A 23,294-nucleotide genomic window follows, 5' to 3' on the forward strand; every position below is an offset into this window, starting at 1 on the left:
CCCTCACCCCTAGCCCCTCTCCCAGAGGGAGAGGGGAAGGTGGGGCGGGCGCGTGGGGTTACCCGCCTAAGGAGGAGGGTTACTGGTTCAGGCGCTGCTCGATCAGGCTATCCACTACCGACGGGTCGGCCAGGGTCGAGGTGTCGCCCATGTTGTCCAGCTCGTTGCAGGCGATTTTGCGCAGGATGCGCCGCATGATTTTGCCCGAGCGGGTCTTGGGCAGGCCCGGTGCCCACTGGATCAGCTCCGGCTTGGCGAAGCTGCCGATCTCCTTGCCGACCAGGGCCAGCAGATCCTTCTTCAGCTCGTCGGAGGGTTCCAGGCCCTTCATGGTGGTGACGAAGGCGTAGATGCCCTGGCCCTTGAGGTCATGCGGATAGCCGACCACCGCGGCCTCGGCCACGGCGTCATGCAGTACCAGAGCGCTCTCCACCTCGGCGGTGCCGATGCGGTGGCCGGAGACGTTGATCACGTCGTCGACGCGGCCGGTGATCCACCAGTAGCCGTCCTCGTCGCGGCGCGCGCCGTCGCCGGTGAAGTAGTAGCCGGGGTAGGGCTTGAAGTAAGTGTCGATCATGCGCTGGTGGTCGCCGTACACGCTGCGGATCTGGCTCGGCCAGCTGGCCTTGATCGCCAGCACGCCGGCGCCGGGGCCTTCAATCTCCTTGCCCTGCTCATCGAGCAGCACCGGCTGCACGCCGAAGAACGGGCGGGTGGCCGAGCCGGGTTTCAGGTCGGTGGCGCCGGGCAGCGGGGTGATGAGGATCGAGCCGGTTTCGGTCTGCCACCAGGTGTCGACGATAGGGCAGCGGCGCTCGCCGACCACGTTGTAGTACCACTCCCAGGCCTCGGGGTTGATCGGCTCGCCCACCGAGCCGAGCAGGCGCAGGCTGGAGCGGTCGGTGGCCTTCACGGCGGCCTCGCCCTCGCGCATCAGCGCGCGCAGGGCGGTCGGCGCGGTGTAGAAGATGTTCACCTGGTGCTTGTCGATCACCTGCCAGAAGCGCGAGGCGTCCGGGTAGTTGGGCACGCCCTCGAACATCAGGGTGGTGGCGCCGTTGGCCAGCGGGCCGTAGACGATGTAGCTGTGCCCAGTGACCCAGCCGACGTCGGCGGTGCACCAGTAGATGTCGCCCTCGTGGTAGTCGAACACGTACTTGTGGGTCATCGCCGCGCCCAGCAGGTAACCGCCGGTGGTGTGCAGCACGCCCTTGGGTTTGCCGGTGCTGCCGGATGTGTAGAGGATGAACAGCGGGTCCTCGGCGTCCATCGGCTCGGCCGGGCAGTCGGCGCTGGCCTCCTTGAGGGCCTGGTGGTACCAGAGATCGCGGCCGTCGACCCAGGCGATCTCGCCCTGGGTGCGCTCGACCACCAGCACGGTGCTGACGTTCGGGCAGCTCTGCAGGGCCTTGTCGACGTTGTTCTTCAGCGGGATGTACTTGCCGCCGCGCACGCCTTCGTCGGCGGTGATCACGGTGCGGCAATCGGCATCGAGGATGCGGTCGCGCAGGGCGTCCGGGGAGAAGCCGCCGAACACCACCGAGTGGATGGCGCCGATGCGGGTGCAGGCCAGCATGGCGTAGGCCGCCTCCGGCACCATGGGCATGTAGATGCACACCCGGTCGCCTTTCTTGACTCCGCGCTGTTTCAGCACATTGGCCAGGCGGCTGACGTTGTGGTGCAGCTTGTTGTAGGTGATATGTGCCGACTCGGCCGGGTTGTCGCCTTCCCAGATGATGGCGATCTGTTCGCCGCGCTGTTCCAGGTGGCGGTCGATGCAGTTGTAGGCGACGTTGAGCTGGCCGCCCTTGAACCATTGCGCCTCGCCCTTGGCCAGATCGCTGTGGTGCAGCTGATCCCAGGGCTTGAACCAGTGCAGGAACTGCTTGGCCTGTTCGCTCCAGAACTCTTCCGGCTGCTCGACGGACTGGCGGTAGAGGCGCTGGTAGGCCTCGTTGTCCAGGTACGCACGCTGGCGAACCGCATCCTTGACCGGGTGAAGGCTGATTTCGAACATGGCGGGGTCCTTGTCTTATTGTTGAGCCACGATGGCGGCTAGGGTGTACCAAGCACCTGCTCGGTTCAAGCCTTGGCGTTCAGGCGCGGTGCGTGCGAGCGCGCAGGTTGCCTCTTCAGGTTCGGCAATCGCCCGGGGAGGCAGTTCCGGGCTGGCCGGCGGCGCTAACGATAGCAGTGCTGGGAAACAGCCGCCGGGCATTGCGCCCGGCGACTGGCGGGCGCGCCTCAGCCGCGGTGACGACCGCGGAAGAAGTCGATCAGGCCCTGGGTCGAGGCGTCCTCGGCCGGCGCCGCATCCCAGGCGGTGAGGCGCTGGTAGACGCCCTTGCCGAGGTCCTTGCCCAGCTCCACGCCCCACTGGTCGAAGGCATTGATGCCCCAGATCACGCTCTGCACGAACACCTTGTGCTCGTACATGGCCACCAGCGCGCCGAGGCGCCGCGGGCTGATGCGTTCCAGCACCAGGGTATTGCTCGGGCGGTTGCCCGGGATCACCTTGTGCGGCGCCAGGCGCTGCACTTCGTCCTCGCTCAGGCCCTTGGCGCGCAATTCGGCCTCGGCCTCATCGCGGCACTTGCCGAGCATCAGCGCCTGGCTCTGCGACAAGCAGTTGGCGTATAGCCACTGATGGTGGTCGGCCACCGGGTTGTAGCTGACCACCGGCACGATGAAGTCTGCCGGAATCAGCGGGGTGCCCTGGTGCAGCAGCTGGTGGTAGGCGTGCTGGCCGTTGCAGCCGACGCCGCCCCAGATCACCGGGCCGGTCTCGACGCTCACCGGGCTGCCGTCCTGGCGCACGCTCTTGCCGTTGGACTCCATATCCAGCTGCTGCAGGTGCTTGGTGATGTTCCGCAGGTAGTGGTCGTACGGCAGGATGGCGTGGCTCTGAGCGCCCCAGAAGTTGCCGTACCAGACGCCGAGCAAGGCCAGCAGCACGGGCATGTTCTTGTCGAAGCTGGTGCTGCGGAAGTGATTGTCCATGCTGTAGGCGCCGGACAGCAGTTCCTTGAAGTTGGACATGCCGATGGCCAGGGCGATCGGCAGGCCGATGGCCGACCACAGCGAGTAGCGCCCGCCGACCCAGTCCCACATGGGGAAGATGTTCTTCTCGCGGATGCCGAACTCGATGGCCGCCTGGTTGTTGCTGGTGACCGCGATGAAGTGGCGGTACAGCTTCTCCTCGGTACCGCCACGGGCCAGGTACCAGGAGCGGGCGGCCTGGGCGTTCTTCAGGGTTTCCAGGGTGCCAAACGACTTACTTGAAACGATAAACAGGGTGGTCTCGGCATTCAGCTTGGCGGCCAGTTCATGGAATTCGCTGCCGTCGATATTGGCCAGGTAGTGGCAGCGCACGCCGTGCTGGGTGAACGGCAGCAGCGCCTCGGACACCAGCTGCGGGCCGAGGAAGGAGCCGCCAATGCCGATGTTGACCACATCGGTGATGGTCTTCTCGCTGTAGCCGCGCCACAGGTTGCTGTGGATGCGCCCGACGATATCGGTCATCTGGTTGAGCACGCGGTGCACGTCCGGCATCACGTTGGCGCCGTTGACCATGACGCAGTCGCCGATGGGGCGGCGCAGGGCGGTATGCAGGGCCGGGCGGCCTTCCGAAGAATTGACGTGCTCGCCGTTGAACAGGGCCTCGATGGCCTCCTGCAGGCCGGCTTCCCTGGCCAGGTTGACCAGCAGGGTGCGGGTTTCCTCGCTGAGCAGGTTCTTCGAGTAGTCGAGGAAGATGCCGCTGGTGCTCATGGAGAAGCGCTCGAAACGCTTGGCGTCGCTGGCGAAGGCGTCGCGCATGCTGAAGTCCTGCATGGCCTGGCGGTGTTGGCGCAGGGCCTGCCAGGCGGGCAGGGTGGTGACATCGAGCGGTTGCTGGTAGTACGCCATGGGCGGCAATTTCCTTGTTATGCGGCGTTTCGGGCATTAAAAAGCCCGGAGATTCCGGGCTTGGAGTGTAGCGGGACGCGACTCGTTCAGGCGACTTGTACGGGAATCGCGTTGCTGGTGTGGCTGAGTTCGCCATCGGCGCCCATGTACAGCACGCGCGGCTGGAAATTGGCCAGCTCGGCCTCGCTGTAGTGGGCGTAGGCGCAGATGATCACGCGGTGGCCGACGCCGGCCTTGTGCGCGGCGGCGCCATTGACCGAGATGATCTTCGAGCCTTCCTCGCCACGGATGGCGTAGGTGGTGAAGCGTTCGCCGTTGTCGATGTTGTAGATCTGAATCTGTTCGTACTCGCGAATGCCGGACAGGTCCAGCCACTCGCCGTCGATGGCGCAGGAACCCTCATAGTCGAGCACCGCATGGGTGACGATGGCGCGGTGCAGCTTGGCCTTGAGCATGATGGCGTGCATGACTACTCCCCTCTCGGAATACGGCGGCGGCAGAGTGTGCCCGAACCCCCGAAGGGGTTCAAGACCAGGCGATGTGCGGGTTACAGCTCGAGCGTCAGGTTATCGATCAGGCGCGTGTTGCCCATGAAGGCGGCGCCCAGGATCACCAGTTGCGTATCGTCTGCCTGGGCCGGACGCAGACTCAGCGCCTCGCGAATCTCCAGGTAGTCGGGGCGGAAGCCGGCGCTGGCCAGGCTGGCCTGGCCGCGCTCGATCAGTTGGGCGAACTGACGGTCGCCATTGCGAATGGCTTCGGCCAACTGCTGCAGGGTGCGGTGGAGGGCCGGGGCCTGGGCACGCTGCTCGGCGCTCAGGTAGCCGTTGCGCGAGGACAGGGCCAGGCCGTCCTCGGCGCGCACGGTCGGCTCGCCGATGATCTGTACCGGCATGTTCAGGTCGCGCACCAGGGTGCGGATCACCGCCAGCTGCTGGAAGTCCTTCTCGCCGAACACGGCGAGGTCCGGTTGGACCATGTTGAACAGCTTGGTGACCACCGTGGCCACGCCCTCGAAGTGACCTGGGCGGCTGGCGCCACACAGGCCCTCGGAGACGCCGGGCACGCCGACGCGAGTCTGGCCTTCCTGGCCGTGGGGGTACATCTCCTCCACGTCCGGATGGAACAGCAGGTGGCAACCGGCGGCGACCAGCTTCTCCTGATCGGCGGCCAGGGTGCGCGGGTACTTGGCCAGGTCTTCGTTGGGGCCGAACTGCAGCGGGTTGACGAAGATGCTGGCGACCACGAAGTCGGCGCGCTGGCCGGCCTTCTCCACCAGGGCCACGTGGCCCTCGTGCAGGTTGCCCATGGTCGGCACGAAGGCGATGCGCTTGCCCTCGCCACGCGCACGCGCGACGGCGGCGCGCAGTTCCAGTACGGTCTTGACAGTGTTCATGCGGAGAATCCGTGTTCCTCGGCGGGGAAGCTGACGTCCTTCACTGCGCGCACATAGGCTGCGAAGGCGGCCTGGACGCTGGGCTGGCCTTCCATGAAGTTCTTCACGAACTTCGGCGCGCGGCCGGTCAGGGACAGGCCGAGCATGTCGTGCATCACCAGTACCTGGCCGTCGGTGGCCGAGCCTGCGCCGATGCCGATCACCGGGATCTTCACCGACTGGCTGATTTCGGCGGCCAGCTCGCTGGGCACGCACTCGAGCAGCAGCATGGCGGCGCCGGCCTGTTCCAGGGCCATGGCGTCGGCACGCAGCTGGCGGGCGGCGGCGTCACCGCGGCCCTGTACCTTGTAACCGCCGAACACGTTGACCGCCTGCGGGGTCAGGCCCAGGTGGGCGCACACCGGCACGCCGCGCTCGGCCAGTTGGCGGATGGGCTCGGCCAGCCAGCTGGCGCCTTCCAGCTTGATCATGTGGGCGCCGGCCTGCATCAGCGCGGCGCTGCTGGCGAAGGTCTGTTCCAGGGTGGCGTAGGCCATAAACGGCAGGTCGGCGAGGATCAGCGCGCCCTGGTTGCCGCGCTTCACGGCGGCGGTGTGGTAGGCCATGTCGGCCAGCGACACCGGCAATGTGCTGTCGTGGCCCTGCAGGACCATACCCAGGGAGTCTCCCACCAGCAGCACTTCCACACCGGCCTGGCAGGCTGCCTGGGCGAAGGTGGCGTCGTAGGCGGTGAGCATGGCGATCTTCTCGCCCTTCTGCTTCAGGCCCAGCAGGGTGCTTACGGTTACATCAGGCATTGGAGATTCCTCATCAGCGGGCCGGATTACGGCACTTGTGGCGCCTGCTCTCGGCCTCTTGGACGGCACTCTCTGCACCGCCTCGGGGCAACGGGACGCCTATAGTCCCGATGGGGGGGCGTGAAGTCAATCACGGGTGTTACCGCGCTGTTACGGCGTTACCGGCGCTGCGCTTACAGGCGCTCCAGCCCCTCGTAGGGGCAGGCGGCCAGCAGCTGCTCCAGGCTGCGCCCGTCGGGCAACAGCAGCTGCGGGGCGATCTCGGCCAGCGGGTAGAGGACGAAGGCACGGGCGTGCATATGGTAGTGCGGCACGGTCAGGCGCTCCTCGGCGAGGATGCGCGAGCCGAACAGCAGAATGTCCAGGTCCATGGTGCGTGGCCCCCAGCGCTCGGCCTTGCGCACGCGGCCCTGCTCCAGCTCGATGCGTTGCAGGGCGTCGAGCAGCTGCAGCGGCGCCAGTTCGGTGTCCAGCGCGGCCACGGCATTGACGTAGCGTGGCTGGTCGGCCGGGCCCAGTGGGTCGCTGATATAGAAGGAGGAGGTGCTGACCAGCGTCGTGTGCGGCAGCGCGGCGATGGCGGCGAGCGCGGCCCGCAGCTGCTGGTGCGGCTCGGCCAGGTTGCTGCCGAGGCCAATGTAGACCCGCTCGATCATTCGCCGGCCGGGGCTTCGCTGCGCGGGCCGCGGCGACGGTTGCGTCCGCCGCGCCGGCGTTTACGGGCAGGAGCACCGCCTTCGCCATCTTCTTCCTGACGGTTGCCGAGCTCGCGGATCATGCTGCGGCGCTCGCTGTCGCTGGCGTCCTGGTAGTCGGTCCACCAGTCGCCCAGGCCATCGGTCTGCTCGCCGGCATCTTCGCGCAGCAGCAGGAAGTCGTAGCCGGCGCGGAAGCGCGGATTCTCCAGCAGCAGGTCGGCGCGCTTGCCCTGGCGGCGCGGCAGGCGTTCCTGCATGTCCCAGATCTCGCGGATCGGGATGGTGAAGCGCTTGGGAATGGCGATGCGCTTGCACTGCTCGACGATCAGATCATGCGCCGCTTCCTGCATGGCCGGGATCGGCGGCATGCCGCGCGCCTGCAGCTGCGCCGCGCGGGCCGGAATGGCCGGCCAGAGCAGGGCGGCGAAGAGGAAGGCGGGGGTCACCGGCTTGCCCAAGGCGATGCGCTCGTCGGTATTAGCCAGGGCCTGACGAATCAGGTCGCCGGCGTATTCCGGATCGCGCTCCAGGGCCTTGGCGCTGGCCGGGAACAGTGGGGCGAACAGGTCGTACTCGACCAGCAGCTCGAAGGTGCGCTCGGCGCGGCCGGCGAGGAACAGCTTGAGCACTTCCTCGAACAGGCGGGCGGCCGGAATGTCGCGCAGCATCGGCGCCAGGCGGCGGATCGGCGCGGCGCTGTGCTTCTCGATCTCGAAGCCGAGCTTGGCGGCGAAGCGCACGGCGCGCAGCATGCGCACCGGGTCTTCCAGATAGCGCTGCTCGGGATCGCCGATCAGGCGGATCAGGCGGTTGCGGATGTCGTGCACGCCGTGGGCGTAGTCCAGCACGCGCTCGCCGCTGACGTCGAAGTACAGGGCGTTGATGGTGAAGTCGCGGCGCTGGGCGTCGCTTTCCAGGGTGCCGTAGACGTTGTCGCGCAGGATGCGGCCGCTCTCGTGGCGTGCCGACTGATGGCTGTCTTCTTCGTCATCGCCCTGCGGGTGATTGCTGCGGAAGGTGGCCACTTCGATGATCTCGCGGCCGAAGTGCACATGGGCCAGCTTGAAGCGGCGGCCGATCACCCGTGCATTGCGGAACTCGGCGCGCACCTGCTCGGGAGTGGCGCTGGTGGCCACGTCGAAGTCCTTGGGCTGCACGCCGATCAGCAGATCGCGTACGCAGCCACCCACCAGGTAGGCCTGGTAACCGGCCTTCTGCAGGCGGTCTACCACGCCCACCGCATTGCGGCTGAACTGGCCACGCTGCAGCGAATGCTGGCGGGGGCCGAGCACTTCCGGCGTGCTGCGAGGATGGGCTTGGCGCTTGAGCGAGAGCGGCGAACGGAGGGACTTGAACAGCTTTTTCAGCATGAGAGGCACTGTTTGCAGGAATAAGCGGCCGGAAATGCCGGTAACCGCACGATTGGCGCGGATTCTAGCATTGGGAAGGAGAATGGTGGAGAAGGCAGGCTGGGGAAGGCGAGAGGGGTAAAGCTACTGGGGGAGCCGAGGCTCCCCCCCAAATAGGTGCGTGCTTTGTTTTTGTTATTGTGTCGGGCCTGTTGTTTTTGTTGTAGGCCCGTTTTAGGTATCCCAAGCTGGGTACCAGGAGCAAACGGATTGCTTTGGATGCTGATATTGCCGTGGTCTTTCCGTGACCCAACCAGTACAGGCTCTGCTTTAGTGCAGTTTTTGTTGTTCTCAGCCTGGTCGTGGGGCGAACCCCAAAGGCACATCCTCTCCAAAAGAATCAGTTAGCTGCGCCTCCGCGTTGTTGTTTTTGTTGTGCTGGAGTCGTTCTGTATTGTTTTTATTATGGAGCTTCAAACGTTTTTATTGTTGTTGTGCCAGAGATAAAGCAGAAGCCGTGCCAGTTTTTGTGAGTCCTTGTTTTTCAAGGGCTTAGAGAAAAAACAGGCAGAGATGAGGCATAAAAAAGCCGGGTTCTCGTTACCGATGAACCCGGCTTTGTTACGCGATGTTTGATTGGGGTAACAGCTGCGGAACCATCCGCCCACAGCTCTGTCACCGCGTTGCGGCTCAGCCCGCCGCCGCGCCGGACTTGCGCCGCGGAATGCCCAGGCGCTGACGACGTTCCCATAGGCACTTTCGGCTGATGCCCAGCTTGCGGGCCAGTTCGGTCTCGGTCATGTGATCCTGATGCTCGAGCACGAAGTGCTGGAAGTAGTCCTCCAGCGACAGGTCTTCGGTCGGCTCGTGGTTGTTGACGGCGCTGGAGGGCATGGGCTGCTCGCCGAAGTCGTCGTCGCTCAGGTCATCCAGCTCGATGTCGATGCCCAGCAGCTCGGCGGATATCTCGTTGCCCTCGCAGAGGATCACCGAGCGCTCGATGGCGTTCTCCAGTTCGCGCACGTTGCCCGGCCACGGGTAATGGCGGATCGCCTGCTCGGCATCGTGGGCGAAGCGCAGACCCTCGCGGCCCATGCGCACGCACTGGCGGGCGAGGAAGGCCTGGGCGATTTCCACCACGTCGGCGCCGCGCTCGCGCAGCGGCGGCAGCTTGAGGGCGATGACGTGCAGGCGGTAGTAGAGGTCCTCGCGGAACTGGCCGGTCTTGGCCAGCGTCTTCAGGTCGCGGTGGGTAGCGGCGATCAGGCGCACGTCGACCTTCTGCGACTGCACCGAGCCGACCCGACGAATCTCGCCCTCCTGCAGCACGCGCAGCAGGCGGGCCTGGGCTTCCAGCGGCAGCTCGCCGATCTCGTCGAGGAACAGGGTGCCGCCATCGGCCGCTTCCACCAGGCCGGCGCGGCCGGCGCTGGCGCCGGTGAAGGCGCCTTTCTCGTGGCCGAACAGCTCGGACTCGATCAGGGTTTCCGGGATCGCCGCGCAGTTCACCGAGATCAGCGGCGCCTTGGCGCGCTTGGACAGGTTGTGCAGGGCGCGGGCGACCAGCTCCTTGCCGGTGCCGGATTCGCCCTGGATCAGCACGTTGGAATCGGTAGGGGCGACCTTGCGGATCTTGCCGTAGAGGTCCTGCATGGCGGCGCAGGAGCCGATGATGCCGATGTCGCCTTCGGCCGCGGCGCTGCTGGCCTTGCCGTTGGCCTTGCTCGGCGCTTCGCTGGTTGGATTGCGCCGCGCCTCCTGGTTATCGCGCAGGATACGAGCCACGGCCTGGAGCATCTCGTCGTGGTCGAAGGGCTTGGCGATGTAGTCCACCGCGCCCATCTTCATCGAGTCCACCGCCGAGCGCAGGCTGGCGTAGCTGGTCATGATCAGCACCGGGGTGCCTTCGGCCAGCTTGATCAGTTCGGTGCCGGGTGCGCCGGGCAGGCGCAGGTCGCTGACCACCAGATCGAAGCCGGAAACGCTGTAGCGCTCCTGGGCTTCCTGCACCGAACCGGCCTCGCTGACCTGGTACTGGTTGCGTTCCAGCAGGCGGCGCAGGGCGGAGCGGATGATGGTTTCGTCTTCGACGATGAGGATATGAGGCATTGATTCTCTCTCGACGGTCTCCGAATCCGCGCGGGCGCTTCACGGCTCTCGGCGGTTCTAGGTCACTACTCAGGTCGCTACGGACGTCGCTTCGACATAGCGCGGCAGGGTAACGCGGAATCGAGTTCCGCGCTGGCGTTCGGGGTCGGCCGGGCTGTCGATGGTGATCTGCCCATAATGCTCTTCCACGATCGAATAGACCAGCGCGAGCCCCAAACCGGTGCCCTTGCCCGGATCCTTGGTGGTGAAGAAGGGTTCGAACAGACGGTCCATGATCGCCTGCGGAATGCCCGTACCTTCATCTTCGACTATCAGTTCCACGCTCTGCTCCGTGGCGTCGCTGGTCACCCGGATCGCGCCGCCGACCGGTGAGGCATCGCGGGCGTTGGACAGCAGGTTGATCAGGACCTGGGCCAGGCGCTGTGGGTCGCCCTTGGCCAGGTGGTCGGGGTCACACAGGTTGAAGAATTGCACCTCGGCGCTGTTGCGGTTCAGCGCCAGCAGGCCGATGGCATCCTGTGCCACCTCGGCCAGGCTCACCGGATATTCGGCGCGCTGCTGCTGGCCGGCGTGGGCGAAGTTCATCAGCGACTGGACGATGCGCGAGATGCGCTTGGTCTGCTCGAGAATCTGGCCGCTGATCTCGTCGAGTTCCTCGTCGCCCTCGCGCTCCTCGCGCAGGTTCTGCGCCAGGCAGGCGATGCCGGTGACCGGGTTGCCGATCTCGTGGGCCACGCCGGCGGCCAGGCGGCCGATGCTGGCTAGGCGTTCGGAGTGCACCAGCTGGTCTTCCAGCACACGGGTCTCGGTCACGTCCTCGACCAGCAGCACCAGGCCGCTGTTGCCCGGTGCCAGCGGCTCGTCGATGGCGGCCTTGTGCAGGTTGAGCCAGCGTACTTCGCCATCCAGGGCCAGGTGCTGTTTGTGCAGGTGCTCCTCGTCCTGCTCGATGAAGTCCTTGAGCAGGCTGCGCCAGGGTTCGTCCAGGCTGAGCAGGCGCGAGCCGACCACCTGTTGCGCGCTGATATCGGTCAGCTCCTCCATGGCGCGGTTCCACATCAGCACTTCCTGATCCTTGGCCAGGGAGCACACGCCCATCGGCAGTTCCTGCAGGGTCTGGCGGTGGAAGCGGCGCAGGGCGTCCAGCTCGGCGGCCAGGCCGGTGAGGCGCGACTGGTAATCCTCCAGGCGGCTCTCGATGAAGTGGATGTCTTCGCTGACGTAGGCCTCGCTGCCGGACTTGTAGGGCAGGAAGGTCTCGACCATGTCCTGGGCCACGCTCGGCCCCATCAGACCGGACAGGTTGGCTTCGAGGCGGTCGCGCAGGCGACGCAGGGCATAGGGGCGGCGTTCGTCGAAGGGCAGGTGCAGGTCGCGCAGGGCGCGCTCCACTTCCTTCTGTGCGGTGACGGCGCCGAGCGGCTTGGCCAGCTCGGAGGCGAATTCCTGCGGCGAGCCGGCCAACAGCTCGCGGCGCTGTGGGCGGCGCACGTTGTCCACGGTGCAGGCTTCGGCGGCGCTCTTTTCCTCGTCGCTGGCTTCGGTGAACAGTGAGACCAGGGTGAACACCAGCACGTTGGCCGCCAGCGAGCCGACGGCGGCCAGGTGCCAGCTGTTCTCGTCGAGCACGTAGACGATGTCGAACCACGGCAGGTGCACGCCCTGCAGATTGCTGACCAACGGCACCAGCATGCTCACCGCCCACACGGCGATGCCGGCCAGCAGGCCGGCGATGAAGCCGCGATGGTTGGCGGTGGGCCAGTACAGCACCGAAAGCACGCCGGGGAGGAACTGCAGGGTGGCGACGAAGGCGACGATACCGAGGTTGGCCAGGTCCTGCTCGGCGCCGAGCAGCAGGTAGAAGCCGTAGGCGGCGGCGATGATGGCGATGATCAGCGCGCGGCGCGTCCACTTCAGCCAGCGGTAGATATTGCCTTCGGCCGGCGGCTGATACAGCGGCAGCACCAGGTGGTTGAGCGCCATGCCCGACAGCGCCAGGGTGCTGACGATGATCAGCCCGCTGGAGGCGGACAGGCCGCCGACATAGGCGAGCAGCGCCAGGTTGCGGTCGCCGACGGCCAGACCCAGGCCCAGGGTGAAGTATTCCGGGTTGGTGGTGGCGCCGATCTTCAGGCTGGCCCAGAGAATCAGCGGCACCGACAGGCTCATCAGCAGCAGGAGCAGCGGCAGGCCCCAGCTGGCGCTGACGATGGCGCGCGGGTTGAGGTTCTCGGTGAAGGTCATGTGGTACATGTGCGGCATGACGATGGCCGAGGCGAAGAACACCAGCAGCAGGGTGCGCCAGGGGCCTTCCTGCAAGGGGGTGTGCAGGGTGGTCAGCGCGTGCTGGTTCTGCAGCAGCCACTGTTCCAGTTCGCCGGGGCCGCCGAATACGCCGTACAGGGCATACAGGCCGATGCCTCCGAGGGCGACCAGCTTGACCACCGACTCGAAGGCGATGGCGAACACCAGGCCCTCGTGCTTCTCGCGGGTGGCGATATGGCGTGCGCCGAAGAGGATGGTGAACAGGGTGATCAGCGCGCAGAAGCCGAGGGCGAAGCGATCCTGCAGCGGCTCGCGGGTGAGAATGCCGATCGAGTCGGCCACCGCCTGGATCTGCAGCGCCAGCAGGGGCAACAGGCCGACCAGCATGAACAGGGTGGTGAGCACGCCGGCCCAGGTGCTGCGGAAGCGGAAGGCGAACAGGTCGGCCAGCGACGACAGCTGATAGGTGCGGGTGATGCGCAGGATCGGGTAGAGCAGCACCGGGGCGAGGAGGAAGGCGCCGGTCACGCCCAGGTAGCTGGCGAGGAAGCCGAAGCCGTACTGATAGGCCAGGCCCACCGTGCCGTAGAAGGCCCAGGCGCTGGCGTACACGCCGAGCGACAGGGTATAGGTCAGCGGGTGACGGATCACCCAGCGCGGGATCAGGCCCTTCTCGCTGACCCAGGCCACGCCGAACAGCAGCAGCAGGTAGGCGGAGCTGATCAGGATCAGCTGGCTGAGTTCAAAGCTGGTCGGCATTGCGCGGGCTCTGCGAAGGGATAGATGGGCAGCCCCACGGGCGCGGGTCAGAGTTCATCGGCATCGCGCTGACTCTGCAGGATCAGGGTGACGACGATGAGGATCAGCCACAGCAGGTACGGGCGATACCAGGCGCCGTTGGGGTCGATCCACCAGTCCATGATGGCGGGGGAAAACAGGTAGATGCCCACCACCAGGATCAGTACCAGTCGGTAGATGTACATGCGGCTTCTCGTCGGAGGATGCGCCGATGGTAAAGGAAGCCGCCGGCCTCAGGCCACCCGCAAGAACGGAGTCACTCACTGACGTAGGGTGTACTCGCGAAGCAGTACGCCATGGGCGCCGCCAGCAAGCACTGGACAAGTGTGGGCGTGACGGTGGGGTGTTCGCTGCCTCCTGAACCCATCCTTACAGATGGTTACGCTAGCGCAGCTGCGCCTCGGCCAGGGTCCGGCTGCGCGGGGTGCGCGTGGCGTCCCAGTGGGCGATGCCCCAGGCCAGTACCTCGTGCGGCGTGGCGCCGGCCAGCTCGGCCGGTGGCTGCTGGCCGAGGGCGCGCAGGGCGCGGGTCAGCAGTGGGGGCGCCTGGTCGGCCGGCAGCGGTGGCGAGCGGTAGCTCTTGCCCAGCTTGTGGCCATCCGGCTGGATGATCAGCGGTACATGCAGGTAGCGCGGTTGCGGCAGGCCGAGCAGCTCCTGCAGGTACAGCTGGCGTGGGGTGGAGTCGAGCAGATCGGCGCCGCGTACCACGTCGGTGACGCCTTGCCAGGCATCGTCCAGCACCACGGCCAACTGATAAGCGAACAGGCCGTCCTTGCGACGAATGACGAAGTCGCCGACCTCGCGGCCCAGGTGCTGGCGGAATTCGCCCTGCACGCGATCGGTGAAGCGATATTCCAGTTCGGGTACGCGCAGGCGGATGGCGGCCTCAAAGTCGGGATGGCCGGCGTTGCGACAGGTGCCAGGGTAGATGCCGCCGGAGCCTTCCAGCTGCTTGCGCGAGCAGGTGCAGGCATAGGCCAGGCCCTGGCTGAACAGGCGCTCGATCAGCGCGGCGTATTCGGCATGGCGCTCACTTTGCCGTACCAGTTCGCCGTCCCACTCGAAGCCGTACAGCTCCAGGCTGCGCAGGATCGCGTCCTGGGCGCCGGGCACTTCGCGCGGCGGATCGAGGTCTTCCATGCGCAGCAGCCACTGGCCGCCGACGTTGCGCGCGTCCAGGTAGGAGGCAAGGGCGGCCACCAGCGAGCCGAAGTGCAGGTAGCCGCTGGGCGTGGGGGCGAAGCGCCCGATGTAGGCGGAGTCTTTCATGGGCGGGAGGCTATCGGCTGGAGCCTTGCGGCGCCAGCCCGCTTATCGGTAGCCGGAAATGCAACGGGGCGCCTTAGCGCCCCGTCCGGAATCAGGAACCGATCTGCTTTTCCTTGATTTCCGCCAGCGTCTTGCAGTCGATGCACAGGGTCGCGGTCGGGCGGGCTTCGAGGCGGCGAATGCCGATCTCCACGCCGCAGGAATCACACCAGCCATAGTCGTTGTCTTCGATCAGCTGCAGGGTCTCGTCGATCTTCTTGATCAGTTTGCGCTCGCGATCACGGGCGCGCAGTTCGAGGCTGAACTCTTCTTCCTGGCTGGCGCGGTCGGCCGGGTCCGGGAAGTTGGCGGCTTCGTCCTGCATGTGGTGCACGGTGCGATCCACTTCCTGCATCAGCTCCAGCTTCCACTTGTTGAGAATGCTGGTGAAGTGAGCACGCATCGGATCGCTCATGTACTCCTCGCCCTTCTTTTCTTTGTAGGGTTCGAAGCCACGAATCAGCTGGTTGCCGTTCTGTTTTGCTTTGGTGGGCATGGATGACCGCCTCTCACTCTCTCTGATCCATTGCGCAGGATCTGTTCCTTTGCCGGCTCGGACACCGGGCCTGCGGCTGCAAGCGGGCGAACTTACCAGATCGATTCCGGCGATGCTACTCCCGGTTGTCACGCTTCTTACTGGCAGCGGGGGCAGTTGGTTAGAATCCCCCCTTTTCCTTAATAAAGGAAGGCCAATGGCCCAGCCCTTCAGCGCGCGCAGTCGCGCCATCGAACCTTTCCATGTCATGGCGTTGCTGGCGCGAGCCAACGAACTGCAGGCCGCCGGCCATGACGTCATCCATCTGGAGATCGGCGAACCGGACTTCACCACCGCCGAACCCATAGTGCGTGCCGGGCAGGCCGCGCTGGCCGCCGGGCACACCCGCTACACCGCGGCGCGCGGCATCCCGCAGTTGCGCCAGGCCATCTCGGGTTTCTATGCCAGCCGCTATGGTGTGGATATCGACCCCGAACGCGTGCTGATTACTCCCGGTGGTTCTGGCGCCCTGTTGCTGGCCTCCAGTCTGCTGGTCGATCCGGGCAAGCACTGGCTGCTGGCCGACCCCGGCTACCCCTGCAATCGCCACTTCCTGCGCCTGGTCGAAGGCGCCGCGCAGCTTGTGCCGGTAGGCCCCGAGAGTCGCTACCAGCTCACCCCGCAGCTGGTGGAAAGGCACTGGGACGGTGACAGCGTTGGTGCCCTGGTCGCCTCGCCGGCCAACCCTACCGGCACCCTGCTGCACAAGGATGAACTGGCGGCACTGGCGAGCACCCTCAAGCAGCGCGGCGGGCATCTGGTGGTGGACGAGATCTACCACGGCCTGACCTACGGCTGTGAGGCGGCCAGTGTGCTGGAGGTGGACGACGACGCCTTCGTCCTCAACAGCTTCTCCAAGTACTTCGGCATGACCGGCTGGCGCCTGGGCTGGCTGGTGGCGCCGAGCAATGCGGTGCCGGAGCTGGAGAAGCTGGCGCAGAACCTCTATATCAGCGCGCCCTCCATGGCCCAGCATGCCGCCCTGGCCTGCTTCGAGCCGGCGACTCTGGCGATCTTCGAGGAGCGCCGCCACGAGTTCCAGCGCCGCCGCGACTACCTGCTGCCGGCGCTGCGCGAGCTGGGTTTCGGCATCGCCGTGGAGCCCGAAGGGGCCTTCTATTTATATGCGGATATTTCGAGCTTCGGCGGCGACGCCTTCGCCTTCTGCCGGCACTTCATCGAGACCGAGCACGTGGCCTTCACCCCGGGCCTGGACTTCGGTCGCCACCTGGCCGGCCACCACGTGCGCTTCGCCTACACGCAGACTGTCGAGCGTCTGCAGCAGGCGGTGGAACGCATCGCCCGCGGACTGAAGACCTGGAATCCCGATGCGCTTTGATCCGCCGCTGGAAGAGGGGCGCCTGCTGCGCCGCTACAAGCGCTTCCTCGCCGATATCGAGACGAGTAGCGGCGAGGCGCTGACCATTCACTGTCCCAACACCGGCTCCATGCTCAACTGCCTGAGCGAGGGCTGCCGCGTCTGGTTCAGCCGTTCCAATGATCCCAAGCGCAAGCTGCCGGGCACCTGGGAACTGGGCGAGACGCCGCACGGGCGGCTGGCCTGCCTCAACACCGGACGCGCCAACGCATTGGTCGAGGAGGCGCTGCGCGTCGGCATCATCACCGAGCTGGCCGGCTTCACCTGGCTCAAGCGCGAGGTGGCCTATGGCAGCGAAGGCAGCCGCGCCGACTTCCGCCTGGACTACCTGTCCGGCTCGCTGTTCCTCGAGGTGAAGAGCGTGACCCTGGGCTTCGCCGACTCCACGGTGGCTGCCTTCCCCGATGCGGTGACCGAGCGCGGCGCCAAGCACCTGCGCGAGCTGGCCGCCTTGGCCAGGCAAGGTGTGCGGGCGGTGCTGCTGTATTGCGTGAACCTGTCCGGCATCGAGGCGGTGCGCGCCGCCGAGGAGATCGACCCGGCCTACGCGGCGGGCCTGCGCGAGGCACGCGCGGCGGGTGTGGAGGTGCTGGCCTATGGCGCCTCGGTTGCCCCGGAGGAAGTGCGCCTGCTGCGCCGGCTGGAGGTATTGGCCTAAGCCGGCTCGACCCAGATGGCGTCACCGTCTTCCCGGCAATCGACCTTGCGCAGTGATTGCCCGGCGCAGGGGCCAGTGACGCACTCGCCGTTCTCGATCAGGAACAATGCGCCATGGTGGGCGCACTGGATCATGCTGCCGCTGGCGTCGAGGAAGTCGTCCGCGCGCCATTCCAGGGTCAGGTCGCGATGCGGGCAGTTGTTGAGGTAGACATGGGCCCGACCGTCGCGGCGTACCGCCAGCAACTTGCGACCCTGAACGACAAAGCCCCGGCTCTGGCCTTCGACCAGCTCACCCGGGGCGCACAGATGAATCATGGGAATCTCCACGCCGAGGCGGGGATTATCCCGCACGGGCGTGGCGATGGGGTAGGGCGCGCGTCTGCCCGAGGGGCTGGCCGAGTTGCCGGTAGCCTTTTATCCTGCTGAGCAAGCACTGACGGCCAGCCTCGACCGATGAATCCTGTTTTTCGACCCCGCCCATTGCTGCTGGCAATGGGCGCTCTGCTGCTGCTCGCGTTCTGGCTGTCGCTGGCCCTCGGGCCGGTGAGCCTGCCGCTGGGCGACACCCTGCTGGCCGCCCTGCGCCTCATCGGGCTGCCCATCGACGGTGAGGGGCTGCAGCAGGCCGAGCTGATCCTCGGCCAGATCCGCCTGCCGCGCAGCCTGCTGGGGCTTTGCGTGGGCATCGTGCTGGCGCTGTCCGGCGTGGCCATGCAGGGCCTGTTCCGCAATCCGCTGGCCGACCCCGGCCTGGTCGGCGTCGCTGGCGGCGCGGCACTCGGCGCGGCCATCGCCATCGTCGGCGGCAGCATGGTCGGAGGCCTGCCGCCGGCACTGGCGCCCTCTCTGCTGTCGATCTGCGCCTTCTCCGGCGGCCTGATCGTGACCGCCGTGGTCTATCGCTTCGGCCGCCGTGACGGGCAGACCAACGTCGCCACCATGCTCCTCGCCGGCGTGGCGTTGACCGCCATGTCCGGTGCCGGCGTCGGCCTGTTCACCTACCTGGCCGACGACGCCACCCTGCGCAGCCTGACCTTCTGGAACCTCGGCAGCCTCAACGGCGCCAGTTATCCAAGGCTGTGGCCGCTGCTGCTGGTGACCCTCGGCGTGGCCATCTGGCTACCGCGCCGCGCCTCGGCGCTCAACGCGCTGCTGCTCGGTGAGTCGGAGGCGCGCCATCTGGGCTTCAACGTCGAGCGGATCAAGCTGGAGCTGGTGCTGTGTACCGCCCTGGGGGTTGGCGCCGCGGTGGCGGCGGCGGGTCTGATCGGTTTCATCGGCCTGGTGGTGCCGCACCTGATGCGCCTGTTGGCCGGCCCCGATCATCGTGTGCTGCTGCCGGCGTCCTTGCTCGCCGGTGCCAGCCTGTTGCTGCTGGCCGACCTGGTCGCGCGTCTGGTGCTGGCGCCGGCGGAGTTGCCGATCGGCATCGTCACGGCGCTGATTGGCGCGCCGTTCTTCCTTTATCTGCTGGTGCGGGGGCGGGCCTGATGTTGCGCGCGCAAGATTTGAGTGTGCGCCGTGGCGGCACCACCGTACTGGAGGGCGTCGACCTGGCCCTGCAGCCCGGCGAGGTGCTCGGCGTGCTCGGCCCTAACGGCGCCGGCAAGAGCACGCTGCTCGGCGCCCTGTGCGGTGAGCTGGATGCCGATGGCGGCAATGTGACCCTGGACGGCCAAGCCCTCGGCGCCTGGTCCGGCCAGGAGCGCGCGCGACGCCTGGCGGTGCTGCCGCAGAGTTCGACCCTGAGCTTCGCCTTCCCGGTGGCCGAGGTGGTCGCCATGGGGCGCCTGCCGCACGATACCGGCCGCGTGCGCGATGCCGAGATCGTCGATGCGGCGTTGCGCGCGGCGGATGCCGAGCACCTGCGCGGGCGCAGCTACCTGGCCCTGTCCGGTGGCGAGCGCCAGCGCGTGCACCTTGCGCGGGTGCTGGCGCAGTTGTGGCCGGGCGGGGCAGGGCAGGTGCTGCTGCTCGACGAGCCGACCTCGGCCCTCGATCCGCTGCACCAGCACACCACCCTGCAGGCCGTGCGCGACTTCGCCGGCCAGGGCGCGGCGGTGCTGGTGATACTCCACGACCTCAACCTGGCTGCCCGCTACTGCGACCGCATCCTGCTGCTGCAGGACGGCCGCCCGCATGCCTTCGGCAGCCCCGACGAGGTGCTGCAGGCCGAGCCGCTGCGCGCGGTGTTCGGCCTCGATGTACTGATCCAGCGTCATCCGGAGCGCGGCCACCCGTTGATCGTGGCCCGTTGAATCTGTAGCCCGGATGTAATCCGGGAGCGGCCCATCCCGGATTGCATCCGGGCTACGGCTGAAAAGCTCTCTCGATAAGGAGCCCGCATGCGAACCCTGTTGCTCTGTTCTCTTGTCCTGCTGGCCGCCTGCCAGTCCCTCGGCGTGCTGCCGCCTCCGGCGCCTATCGCCCCCGAGGGCCGCGATCACGCCCAGTTGGGCCAGATCATCGACCTGGCCAGCGGCGAGCGCATCAGCCCGCAAAAGCTGGTCGCCCGCCTGGCCAAGGTGCCGCGCGTGCTGGTCGGCGAGCAACACGACAACCCCGATCATCACGCCCTGCAGCTGTGGCTGTCGCGTGAGCTGGCCGCCCAGCGTCCGCAGGGCAGCGTGCTGATGGAAATGCTCAACCCCAGCCAGCAGGCCAGGGTCGAACAGACGCAGGCCGATACCCGCGCCGGCCAGGCGCCGGCCGATACCTTCGCCGCGTTGGCCTGGCTGCCGAACTGGGACTGGGGCCTGTACGGCGCGCTGGTGCAGTACCAGTTGCGCCAGCCCTATCCGCTGCTGTCGGCCAACCTGGACCGCGCCGAGATCATGCAGATCTACCAGGCGCGCCCGGCCCTGCAGGGCTCGGCTTCCACCGCGCCGGCAGTGCAGGAAAAGCTGCAGGAAGATATCCGCGAGTCCCACTGCGGACTGCTGCCGGACAGCCAGATTCCCGCGATGCTCGCCGTGCAGCAGCAGCGCGACCGGCGCATGGCCGAACGCCTGGCCGCCGCACCGCAGCCGGCCATGCTGTTTGCCGGCGTCTTCCATGTGCGCAAGGACCTGGGCGTGCCGCTGCACCTGGCCGACCTCGGCGCGGGTGAGGGCAATGCCGTGCTGATCCTTGCCGAAGTTGGCAAAGAGCCGGCTGCCGGCAGTGCCGACTATGTCTGGTACACCGCCGCCAATGTGCCCGAGGATCACTGCGCCAAGCTGCGCAAGAAATAGGGCTGCTCGCTCATGCAGGCCTGCACGCAACAAAAAGCCCCGCATTGCGGGGCTTTTTGTTTGCGATGCTACGGCTCGACTCTGCGAGCTAGAGCCGGGCAAGGCAGAACTTGGTGAGGGCGCGGAGTTTACGAGCTGTAATGAGCAGCCCGAGACTGCGCGCCCCGACCGTTTCAACGCCGCCCGGCCGACGCGCAGCAAGTCGAAACGGTCTTACAGACGGAGGCCGCCGTCGAGTTCCAGAATACGACCGGTATAGTAGTCGTTCTCCATGATGTAGGCCACGGAGTGGGCGATCTCGGTAGGCTTGCCCATGCGGCGCAGCGGGATGCCGGAGGTCATCTTCTCCAGGGCTTCCGGTTTCATGCCGCTGGTCATCTCGGTCTCGATGAAACCCGGCGCGACGCCCGCCACGCGGATGCCGTAGCGCGCCAGTTCCTTGGCCCATACCACGGTGTCGGCGGCGACGCCGGCCTTGGCCGCGGAGTAGTTGGCCTGGCCCATGTTGCCGGCGCGGGAGATGGAGGAGATGTTGACGATCGCGCCCTGGTTCTTCAGCTCGATCATCTTGGCTGCCACTTCACGGGTGCAGAGGAACACGCCGGTCAGGTTGACGTCGATCACCGACTGCCACTGGGCCAGGCTCATCTTGGTCATCTCGCCGTCCTTGACCTTGATGGTCAGGCCGTCGCGCAGGATGCCCGCGTTGTTGACCAGGCCGTTGATGGCGCCGAAGTCCTCGGCCACCTGGGCGACCATGTGGGTCACCTGCTCTTCGTTGGCCACGTTGCACAGGTAGGCGCGCGCGTCGCCACCGGCGGCCTTGCAGGCGGCCACGGCGTCATCCAGCTTCTCCTGGTTCAGGTCGACCAGCGCCAGCTTGGCGCCCTTGGCGGCCAGGTACTCGCCCATGGCGCGGCCCAGGCCCTGACAGCCGCCGGTGATGATGATGACTTTGTCTTTGAGTTCCATAACACTGCTCCTCGAAGGTCTTGAAGATTGCCCCGCTGGCGCTGGGCGCCTGTTCGTTTTGTTTTCGACGAATTCTTAGCGAGGAGTCATAAATTGAGCATGACAGCCGAGAAGCATGCCCGAGAATTGTTGCTCAAGGAATACCGCGGGGTGCTTTCCACCCACTCCAAGAGCATGCCGGGCTTCCCTTTCGGATCGGTGGTGCCTTATTGCCTGGACGAGCAGGGCCGGCCGCTGATACTGATCAGCCGCATCGCCCAGCACACCCATAACTTGCAGAAGGATGCCAAGTGCTCGCTGCTGGTCGGCGAGCGTGGCGCCGAGGACGTTCAGGCCGCCGGGCGCCTGACCTTGCTGGCCGAAGCCCGGCAGCTGGACGAGCCAGCAGCCATCGAGGCCGCCGCCGAGCGCTACTACCGCTATTTCCCCGATTCGCGCGGATATCACAGCGCTCACGACTTCGACTTCTGGGTGCTCGAGCCCGTGCGCTGGCGCTTTATCGGCGGCTTCGGTGCCATTCACTGGCTGCAGGCGGTAAATCTGGCCAACCCGCATGCTCGCGAGGCCGAGCGCAGCATGGTCGAGCACATGAACGACGACCACGCATCGGCGCTCGCCCACTATGTGCAACTGGCCAACCTGCCGAACCACGAACCGGCACAACTGGCCGGCATCGACAGCGAGGGTTTCCATCTGCGCATCGGCAAGGGCCTGCACTGGCTGGCATTCCCAACATCCTGTAACAACCCCGGCGCCGTGCGTCAGGCCCTGGTATTGCTGGCCCGCGCCGAAGTCTGGCCGACCGCCGAGCAGGCTTCAGCTTGAATTAAGCGCCAGGCCCCATACTTCATCCGTATCGGAAGCCGTTCTTCCGCCAAGGACATTCGCAATGCGCGCTTTTCTGTTTCTGTTCCTGCTGTTCCCCCTCATCGAACTGGCCGTGCTGATCCAGGTCGGCAGCGCCATCGGTGTGCTGCCAACCCTGCTGCTGGTGATCGGCACCGCGGTGCTCGGCAGCGTGCTGCTACGCGTGGCCGGTGTGGCCACCGCCTGGCGTGCCCGCGAGAAGCTGGCGCGGGGCGAGATGCCCGAGCAGGAAATGTTCGAGGGCCTGCTGATCGCCGTCGGTGGCGGCTTGCTGCTGCTGCCCGGCTTCATTAGTGACGTGTTCGGCCTGCTGTGTCTGATTCCCTTCACCCGCCGGCTGATGATCGGCAAGCTGCAACGTCGCGCCCAGGAGCAGGCATTGCGTCAGCGCGCGTTTTTCGACGACGCCCAGGCCCGCAGCGGCCAGACCCACCCGCACGTGATCGAGGGCGAGTATCAGCGCCGCGATTGACCCCGGGACTGCAGGTGGCTGTGTAAAAAATTTCACAGTCGCCCCTTGAAATGCCCGCCGCCGCCCCTATCTAGCGATCACCGCAAGGTTTCCACCGTTTCGGTGGAACAGTCTTCCGCGACTCGCCTCTGGCGTGCCGCGCCCGGCCCCAAGCCGGATTTGCCTAACCCGCCGGCGCAGTCGCCGGCCAGTGAAAACAACTACTCAGGAGAGATCGACAATGAAGCTTCGTCCTCTGCATGACCGCGTCGTCATCCGTCGCAGCGAAGAAGAAACCAAGACCGCTGGCGGCATCGTGCTGCCGGGTTCCGCTGCCGAGAAGCCGAACCAGGGCGTGATCGTCGCCGTGGGTACCGGCAAGGTTCTGGACAGCGGTGAAGTCCGTGCACTGGCGGTCAAAGTCGGTGACAAGGTGGTGTTCGGTCCGTACTCCGGCAGCAACACCGTCAAAGTCGACGGCGAAGATCTGCTGGTGATGGGCGAGCACGAAATCCTCGCCGTCATCGAAGCCTGATTCGACACGTTCTCCGTTAACCCAAGAATTT

At 66.3% G+C, this 23,294-nt stretch carries 22 protein-coding genes; 8 read left to right on the forward strand and 14 right to left on the reverse strand.

Annotation, left to right across the window (positions count from 1 at the left end; all coding sequences use genetic code 11):
- Nucleotides 1-79: 79 nt before the first annotated feature.
- The 12 genes from acs to dksA all read right to left on the reverse strand — a co-directional run bounded on the left by acs (nt 80) and on the right by dksA (nt 15,128).
- Nucleotides 80-2,017, reverse strand: a complete 1,938-nt coding sequence (gene acs / locus OH686_RS16790; protein ID WP_289534067.1) for an acetate--CoA ligase — start codon at nt 2,015-2,017, stop codon at nt 80-82.
- A gap of 227 nt (nt 2,018-2,244) precedes the next feature.
- Nucleotides 2,245-3,909 (reverse strand): glucose-6-phosphate isomerase, encoded by a 1,665-nt coding sequence (gene pgi, locus OH686_RS16795; protein WP_289534068.1) that lies wholly within the window; start codon nt 3,907-3,909, stop codon nt 2,245-2,247.
- Nucleotides 3,910-3,995: 86 nt separating this feature from the next.
- Nucleotides 3,996-4,376, reverse strand: a complete 381-nt coding sequence (panD, locus tag OH686_RS16800; RefSeq protein WP_137971053.1) for an aspartate 1-decarboxylase — start codon at nt 4,374-4,376, stop codon at nt 3,996-3,998.
- 80 nt (nt 4,377-4,456) lie between these two features.
- The gene (gene panC, locus OH686_RS16805) at nt 4,457-5,305 is read right to left on the reverse strand and encodes a pantoate--beta-alanine ligase (RefSeq protein WP_289534069.1); all 849 of its coding nucleotides are present in this window, start codon (nt 5,303-5,305) and stop codon (nt 4,457-4,459) included.
- A complete protein-coding gene (gene panB, locus OH686_RS16810) occupies nt 5,302-6,102 on the reverse strand; it encodes a 3-methyl-2-oxobutanoate hydroxymethyltransferase (protein ID WP_137971055.1) in 801 nt (266 codons plus the stop codon). The genes panC and panB overlap by 4 nt, the downstream gene beginning before the upstream one ends.
- A 173-nt stretch (nt 6,103-6,275) precedes the next feature.
- Nucleotides 6,276-6,758: a 2-amino-4-hydroxy-6-hydroxymethyldihydropteridine diphosphokinase gene (folK, locus tag OH686_RS16815; protein ID WP_289534070.1), complete on the reverse strand. Its 483-nt coding sequence runs from the start codon at nt 6,756-6,758 to the stop codon at nt 6,276-6,278.
- Nucleotides 6,755-8,170 carry a polynucleotide adenylyltransferase PcnB gene (locus tag OH686_RS16820; protein WP_137971057.1) on the reverse strand — a complete coding sequence of 472 codons (1,416 nt, stop codon included), beginning with the start codon at nt 8,168-8,170 and terminating at the stop codon, nt 6,755-6,757. Before OH686_RS16820 ends, folK begins: the two co-directional genes overlap by 4 nt.
- A 669-nt stretch (nt 8,171-8,839) precedes the next feature.
- Nucleotides 8,840-10,258, reverse strand: a complete 1,419-nt coding sequence (locus OH686_RS16825) for a sigma-54-dependent transcriptional regulator (RefSeq protein WP_289534071.1) — start codon at nt 10,256-10,258, stop codon at nt 8,840-8,842.
- Nucleotides 10,259-10,327: 69 nt separating this feature from the next.
- The gene (locus OH686_RS16830; protein ID WP_289534072.1) at nt 10,328-13,282 is read right to left on the reverse strand and encodes a sensor histidine kinase; all 2,955 of its coding nucleotides are present in this window, start codon (nt 13,280-13,282) and stop codon (nt 10,328-10,330) included.
- A gap of 47 nt (nt 13,283-13,329) precedes the next feature.
- Nucleotides 13,330-13,506, reverse strand: a complete 177-nt coding sequence (locus tag OH686_RS16835; protein WP_137971060.1) for a hypothetical protein — start codon at nt 13,504-13,506, stop codon at nt 13,330-13,332.
- A 199-nt stretch (nt 13,507-13,705) separates the two neighbouring features.
- A complete protein-coding gene (gluQRS, locus tag OH686_RS16840) occupies nt 13,706-14,593 on the reverse strand; it encodes a tRNA glutamyl-Q(34) synthetase GluQRS (protein WP_289534073.1) in 888 nt (295 codons plus the stop codon).
- A gap of 91 nt (nt 14,594-14,684) precedes the next feature.
- The gene (gene dksA, locus OH686_RS16845) at nt 14,685-15,128 is read right to left on the reverse strand and encodes an RNA polymerase-binding protein DksA (RefSeq protein WP_021700399.1); all 444 of its coding nucleotides are present in this window, start codon (nt 15,126-15,128) and stop codon (nt 14,685-14,687) included.
- Between the two features lie 196 nt (nt 15,129-15,324).
- Between dksA and OH686_RS16850 the strand changes: the two genes are divergently transcribed.
- Together OH686_RS16850 and sfsA are read left to right on the forward strand one after the other, a co-directional pair.
- A complete protein-coding gene (locus OH686_RS16850; RefSeq protein WP_289534074.1) occupies nt 15,325-16,506 on the forward strand; it encodes a pyridoxal phosphate-dependent aminotransferase in 1,182 nt (393 codons plus the stop codon).
- Nucleotides 16,496-17,203, forward strand: a complete 708-nt coding sequence (gene sfsA / locus OH686_RS16855) for a DNA/RNA nuclease SfsA (RefSeq protein WP_289534075.1) — start codon at nt 16,496-16,498, stop codon at nt 17,201-17,203. The genes OH686_RS16850 and sfsA overlap by 11 nt, the downstream gene beginning before the upstream one ends.
- Here the strand turns inward: sfsA and OH686_RS16860 are convergent.
- Nucleotides 17,200-17,520, reverse strand: coding sequence for a Rieske (2Fe-2S) protein (locus OH686_RS16860; RefSeq protein ID WP_289534076.1), 321 nt, complete (start codon nt 17,518-17,520; stop codon nt 17,200-17,202). The two genes, sfsA and OH686_RS16860, sit on opposite strands and share 4 nt — an antisense overlap.
- A gap of 192 nt (nt 17,521-17,712) precedes the next feature.
- On the opposite strand from OH686_RS16860, the gene OH686_RS16865 reads away from it, so the two are divergent.
- The 3 genes from OH686_RS16865 (at nt 17,713) to OH686_RS16875 (ending at nt 20,438) form a co-directional block, all read left to right on the forward strand.
- Nucleotides 17,713-18,696 carry a FecCD family ABC transporter permease gene (locus OH686_RS16865; protein WP_289539014.1) on the forward strand — a complete coding sequence of 328 codons (984 nt, stop codon included), beginning with the start codon at nt 17,713-17,715 and terminating at the stop codon, nt 18,694-18,696.
- On the forward strand, nt 18,696-19,463 hold the full coding sequence (locus tag OH686_RS16870; RefSeq protein WP_289534077.1) for a heme ABC transporter ATP-binding protein: 768 nt from the start codon (nt 18,696-18,698) through the stop codon (nt 19,461-19,463). Before OH686_RS16865 ends, OH686_RS16870 begins: the two co-directional genes overlap by 1 nt.
- A gap of 87 nt (nt 19,464-19,550) precedes the next feature.
- Nucleotides 19,551-20,438 (forward strand): ChaN family lipoprotein, encoded by an 888-nt coding sequence (locus OH686_RS16875; protein ID WP_289534078.1) that lies wholly within the window; start codon nt 19,551-19,553, stop codon nt 20,436-20,438.
- 213 nt (nt 20,439-20,651) lie between these two features.
- Here the strand turns inward: OH686_RS16875 and OH686_RS16880 are convergent, their stop codons facing one another.
- Entirely contained in the window at nt 20,652-21,410 is a 759-nt protein-coding gene (locus OH686_RS16880; protein WP_289534079.1) for an SDR family oxidoreductase, read from the reverse strand.
- Nucleotides 21,411-21,503: 93 nt separating this feature from the next.
- On the opposite strand from OH686_RS16880, the gene OH686_RS16885 reads away from it, so the two are divergent.
- The 3 genes from OH686_RS16885 to OH686_RS16895 all read left to right on the forward strand — a co-directional run bounded on the left by OH686_RS16885 (nt 21,504) and on the right by OH686_RS16895 (nt 23,263).
- Entirely contained in the window at nt 21,504-22,235 is a 732-nt protein-coding gene (locus tag OH686_RS16885) for a HugZ family pyridoxamine 5'-phosphate oxidase (RefSeq protein ID WP_289534080.1), read from the forward strand.
- A gap of 64 nt (nt 22,236-22,299) precedes the next feature.
- Nucleotides 22,300-22,749 carry an FxsA family protein gene (locus OH686_RS16890; RefSeq protein ID WP_289534081.1) on the forward strand — a complete coding sequence of 150 codons (450 nt, stop codon included), beginning with the start codon at nt 22,300-22,302 and terminating at the stop codon, nt 22,747-22,749.
- Between the two features lie 220 nt (nt 22,750-22,969).
- Complete coding sequence (locus OH686_RS16895) at nt 22,970-23,263, forward strand: co-chaperone GroES (RefSeq protein ID WP_137971074.1); 294 nt, start codon at nt 22,970-22,972, stop codon at nt 23,261-23,263.
- Nucleotides 23,264-23,294: the final 31 nt, after the last annotated feature.

It is taken from the genome of Pseudomonas sp. SO81 (assembly GCF_030374125.1).
Taxonomy (GTDB): domain Bacteria; phylum Pseudomonadota; class Gammaproteobacteria; order Pseudomonadales; family Pseudomonadaceae; genus Aquipseudomonas.

Coding starts and splice junctions, on each gene's coding strand:
- panB (WP_137971055.1), bottom strand. CDS start 6,102: ATGCCTGATGTAACCGTAAGCACCCTGCTGGGCCTGAAGCAGAAGGGC.
- acs (WP_289534067.1), bottom strand. CDS start 2,017: ATGTTCGAAATCAGCCTTCACCCGGTCAAGGATGCGGTTCGCCAGCGT.
- pgi (WP_289534068.1), bottom strand. CDS start 3,909: ATGGCGTACTACCAGCAACCGCTCGATGTCACCACCCTGCCCGCCTGG.
- gluQRS (WP_289534073.1), bottom strand. CDS start 14,593: ATGAAAGACTCCGCCTACATCGGGCGCTTCGCCCCCACGCCCAGCGGC.
- OH686_RS16895 (WP_137971074.1), top strand. CDS start 22,970: ATGAAGCTTCGTCCTCTGCATGACCGCGTCGTCATCCGTCGCAGCGAA.
- OH686_RS16850 (WP_289534074.1), top strand. CDS start 15,325: ATGGCCCAGCCCTTCAGCGCGCGCAGTCGCGCCATCGAACCTTTCCAT.
- panC (WP_289534069.1), bottom strand. CDS start 5,305: ATGAACACTGTCAAGACCGTACTGGAACTGCGCGCCGCCGTCGCGCGT.
- OH686_RS16880 (WP_289534079.1), bottom strand. CDS start 21,410: ATGGAACTCAAAGACAAAGTCATCATCATCACCGGCGGCTGTCAGGGC.
- sfsA (WP_289534075.1), top strand. CDS start 16,496: ATGCGCTTTGATCCGCCGCTGGAAGAGGGGCGCCTGCTGCGCCGCTAC.
- panD (WP_137971053.1), bottom strand. CDS start 4,376: ATGCACGCCATCATGCTCAAGGCCAAGCTGCACCGCGCCATCGTCACC.
- OH686_RS16890 (WP_289534081.1), top strand. CDS start 22,300: ATGCGCGCTTTTCTGTTTCTGTTCCTGCTGTTCCCCCTCATCGAACTG.
- OH686_RS16875 (WP_289534078.1), top strand. CDS start 19,551: ATGCGAACCCTGTTGCTCTGTTCTCTTGTCCTGCTGGCCGCCTGCCAG.
- OH686_RS16825 (WP_289534071.1), bottom strand. CDS start 10,258: ATGCCTCATATCCTCATCGTCGAAGACGAAACCATCATCCGCTCCGCC.
- OH686_RS16830 (WP_289534072.1), bottom strand. CDS start 13,282: ATGCCGACCAGCTTTGAACTCAGCCAGCTGATCCTGATCAGCTCCGCC.
- OH686_RS16860 (WP_289534076.1), bottom strand. CDS start 17,520: ATGATTCATCTGTGCGCCCCGGGTGAGCTGGTCGAAGGCCAGAGCCGG.
- OH686_RS16835 (WP_137971060.1), bottom strand. CDS start 13,506: ATGTACATCTACCGACTGGTACTGATCCTGGTGGTGGGCATCTACCTG.
- folK (WP_289534070.1), bottom strand. CDS start 6,758: ATGATCGAGCGGGTCTACATTGGCCTCGGCAGCAACCTGGCCGAGCCG.
- OH686_RS16820 (WP_137971057.1), bottom strand. CDS start 8,170: ATGCTGAAAAAGCTGTTCAAGTCCCTCCGTTCGCCGCTCTCGCTCAAG.
- dksA (WP_021700399.1), bottom strand. CDS start 15,128: ATGCCCACCAAAGCAAAACAGAACGGCAACCAGCTGATTCGTGGCTTC.
- OH686_RS16870 (WP_289534077.1), top strand. CDS start 18,696: ATGTTGCGCGCGCAAGATTTGAGTGTGCGCCGTGGCGGCACCACCGTA.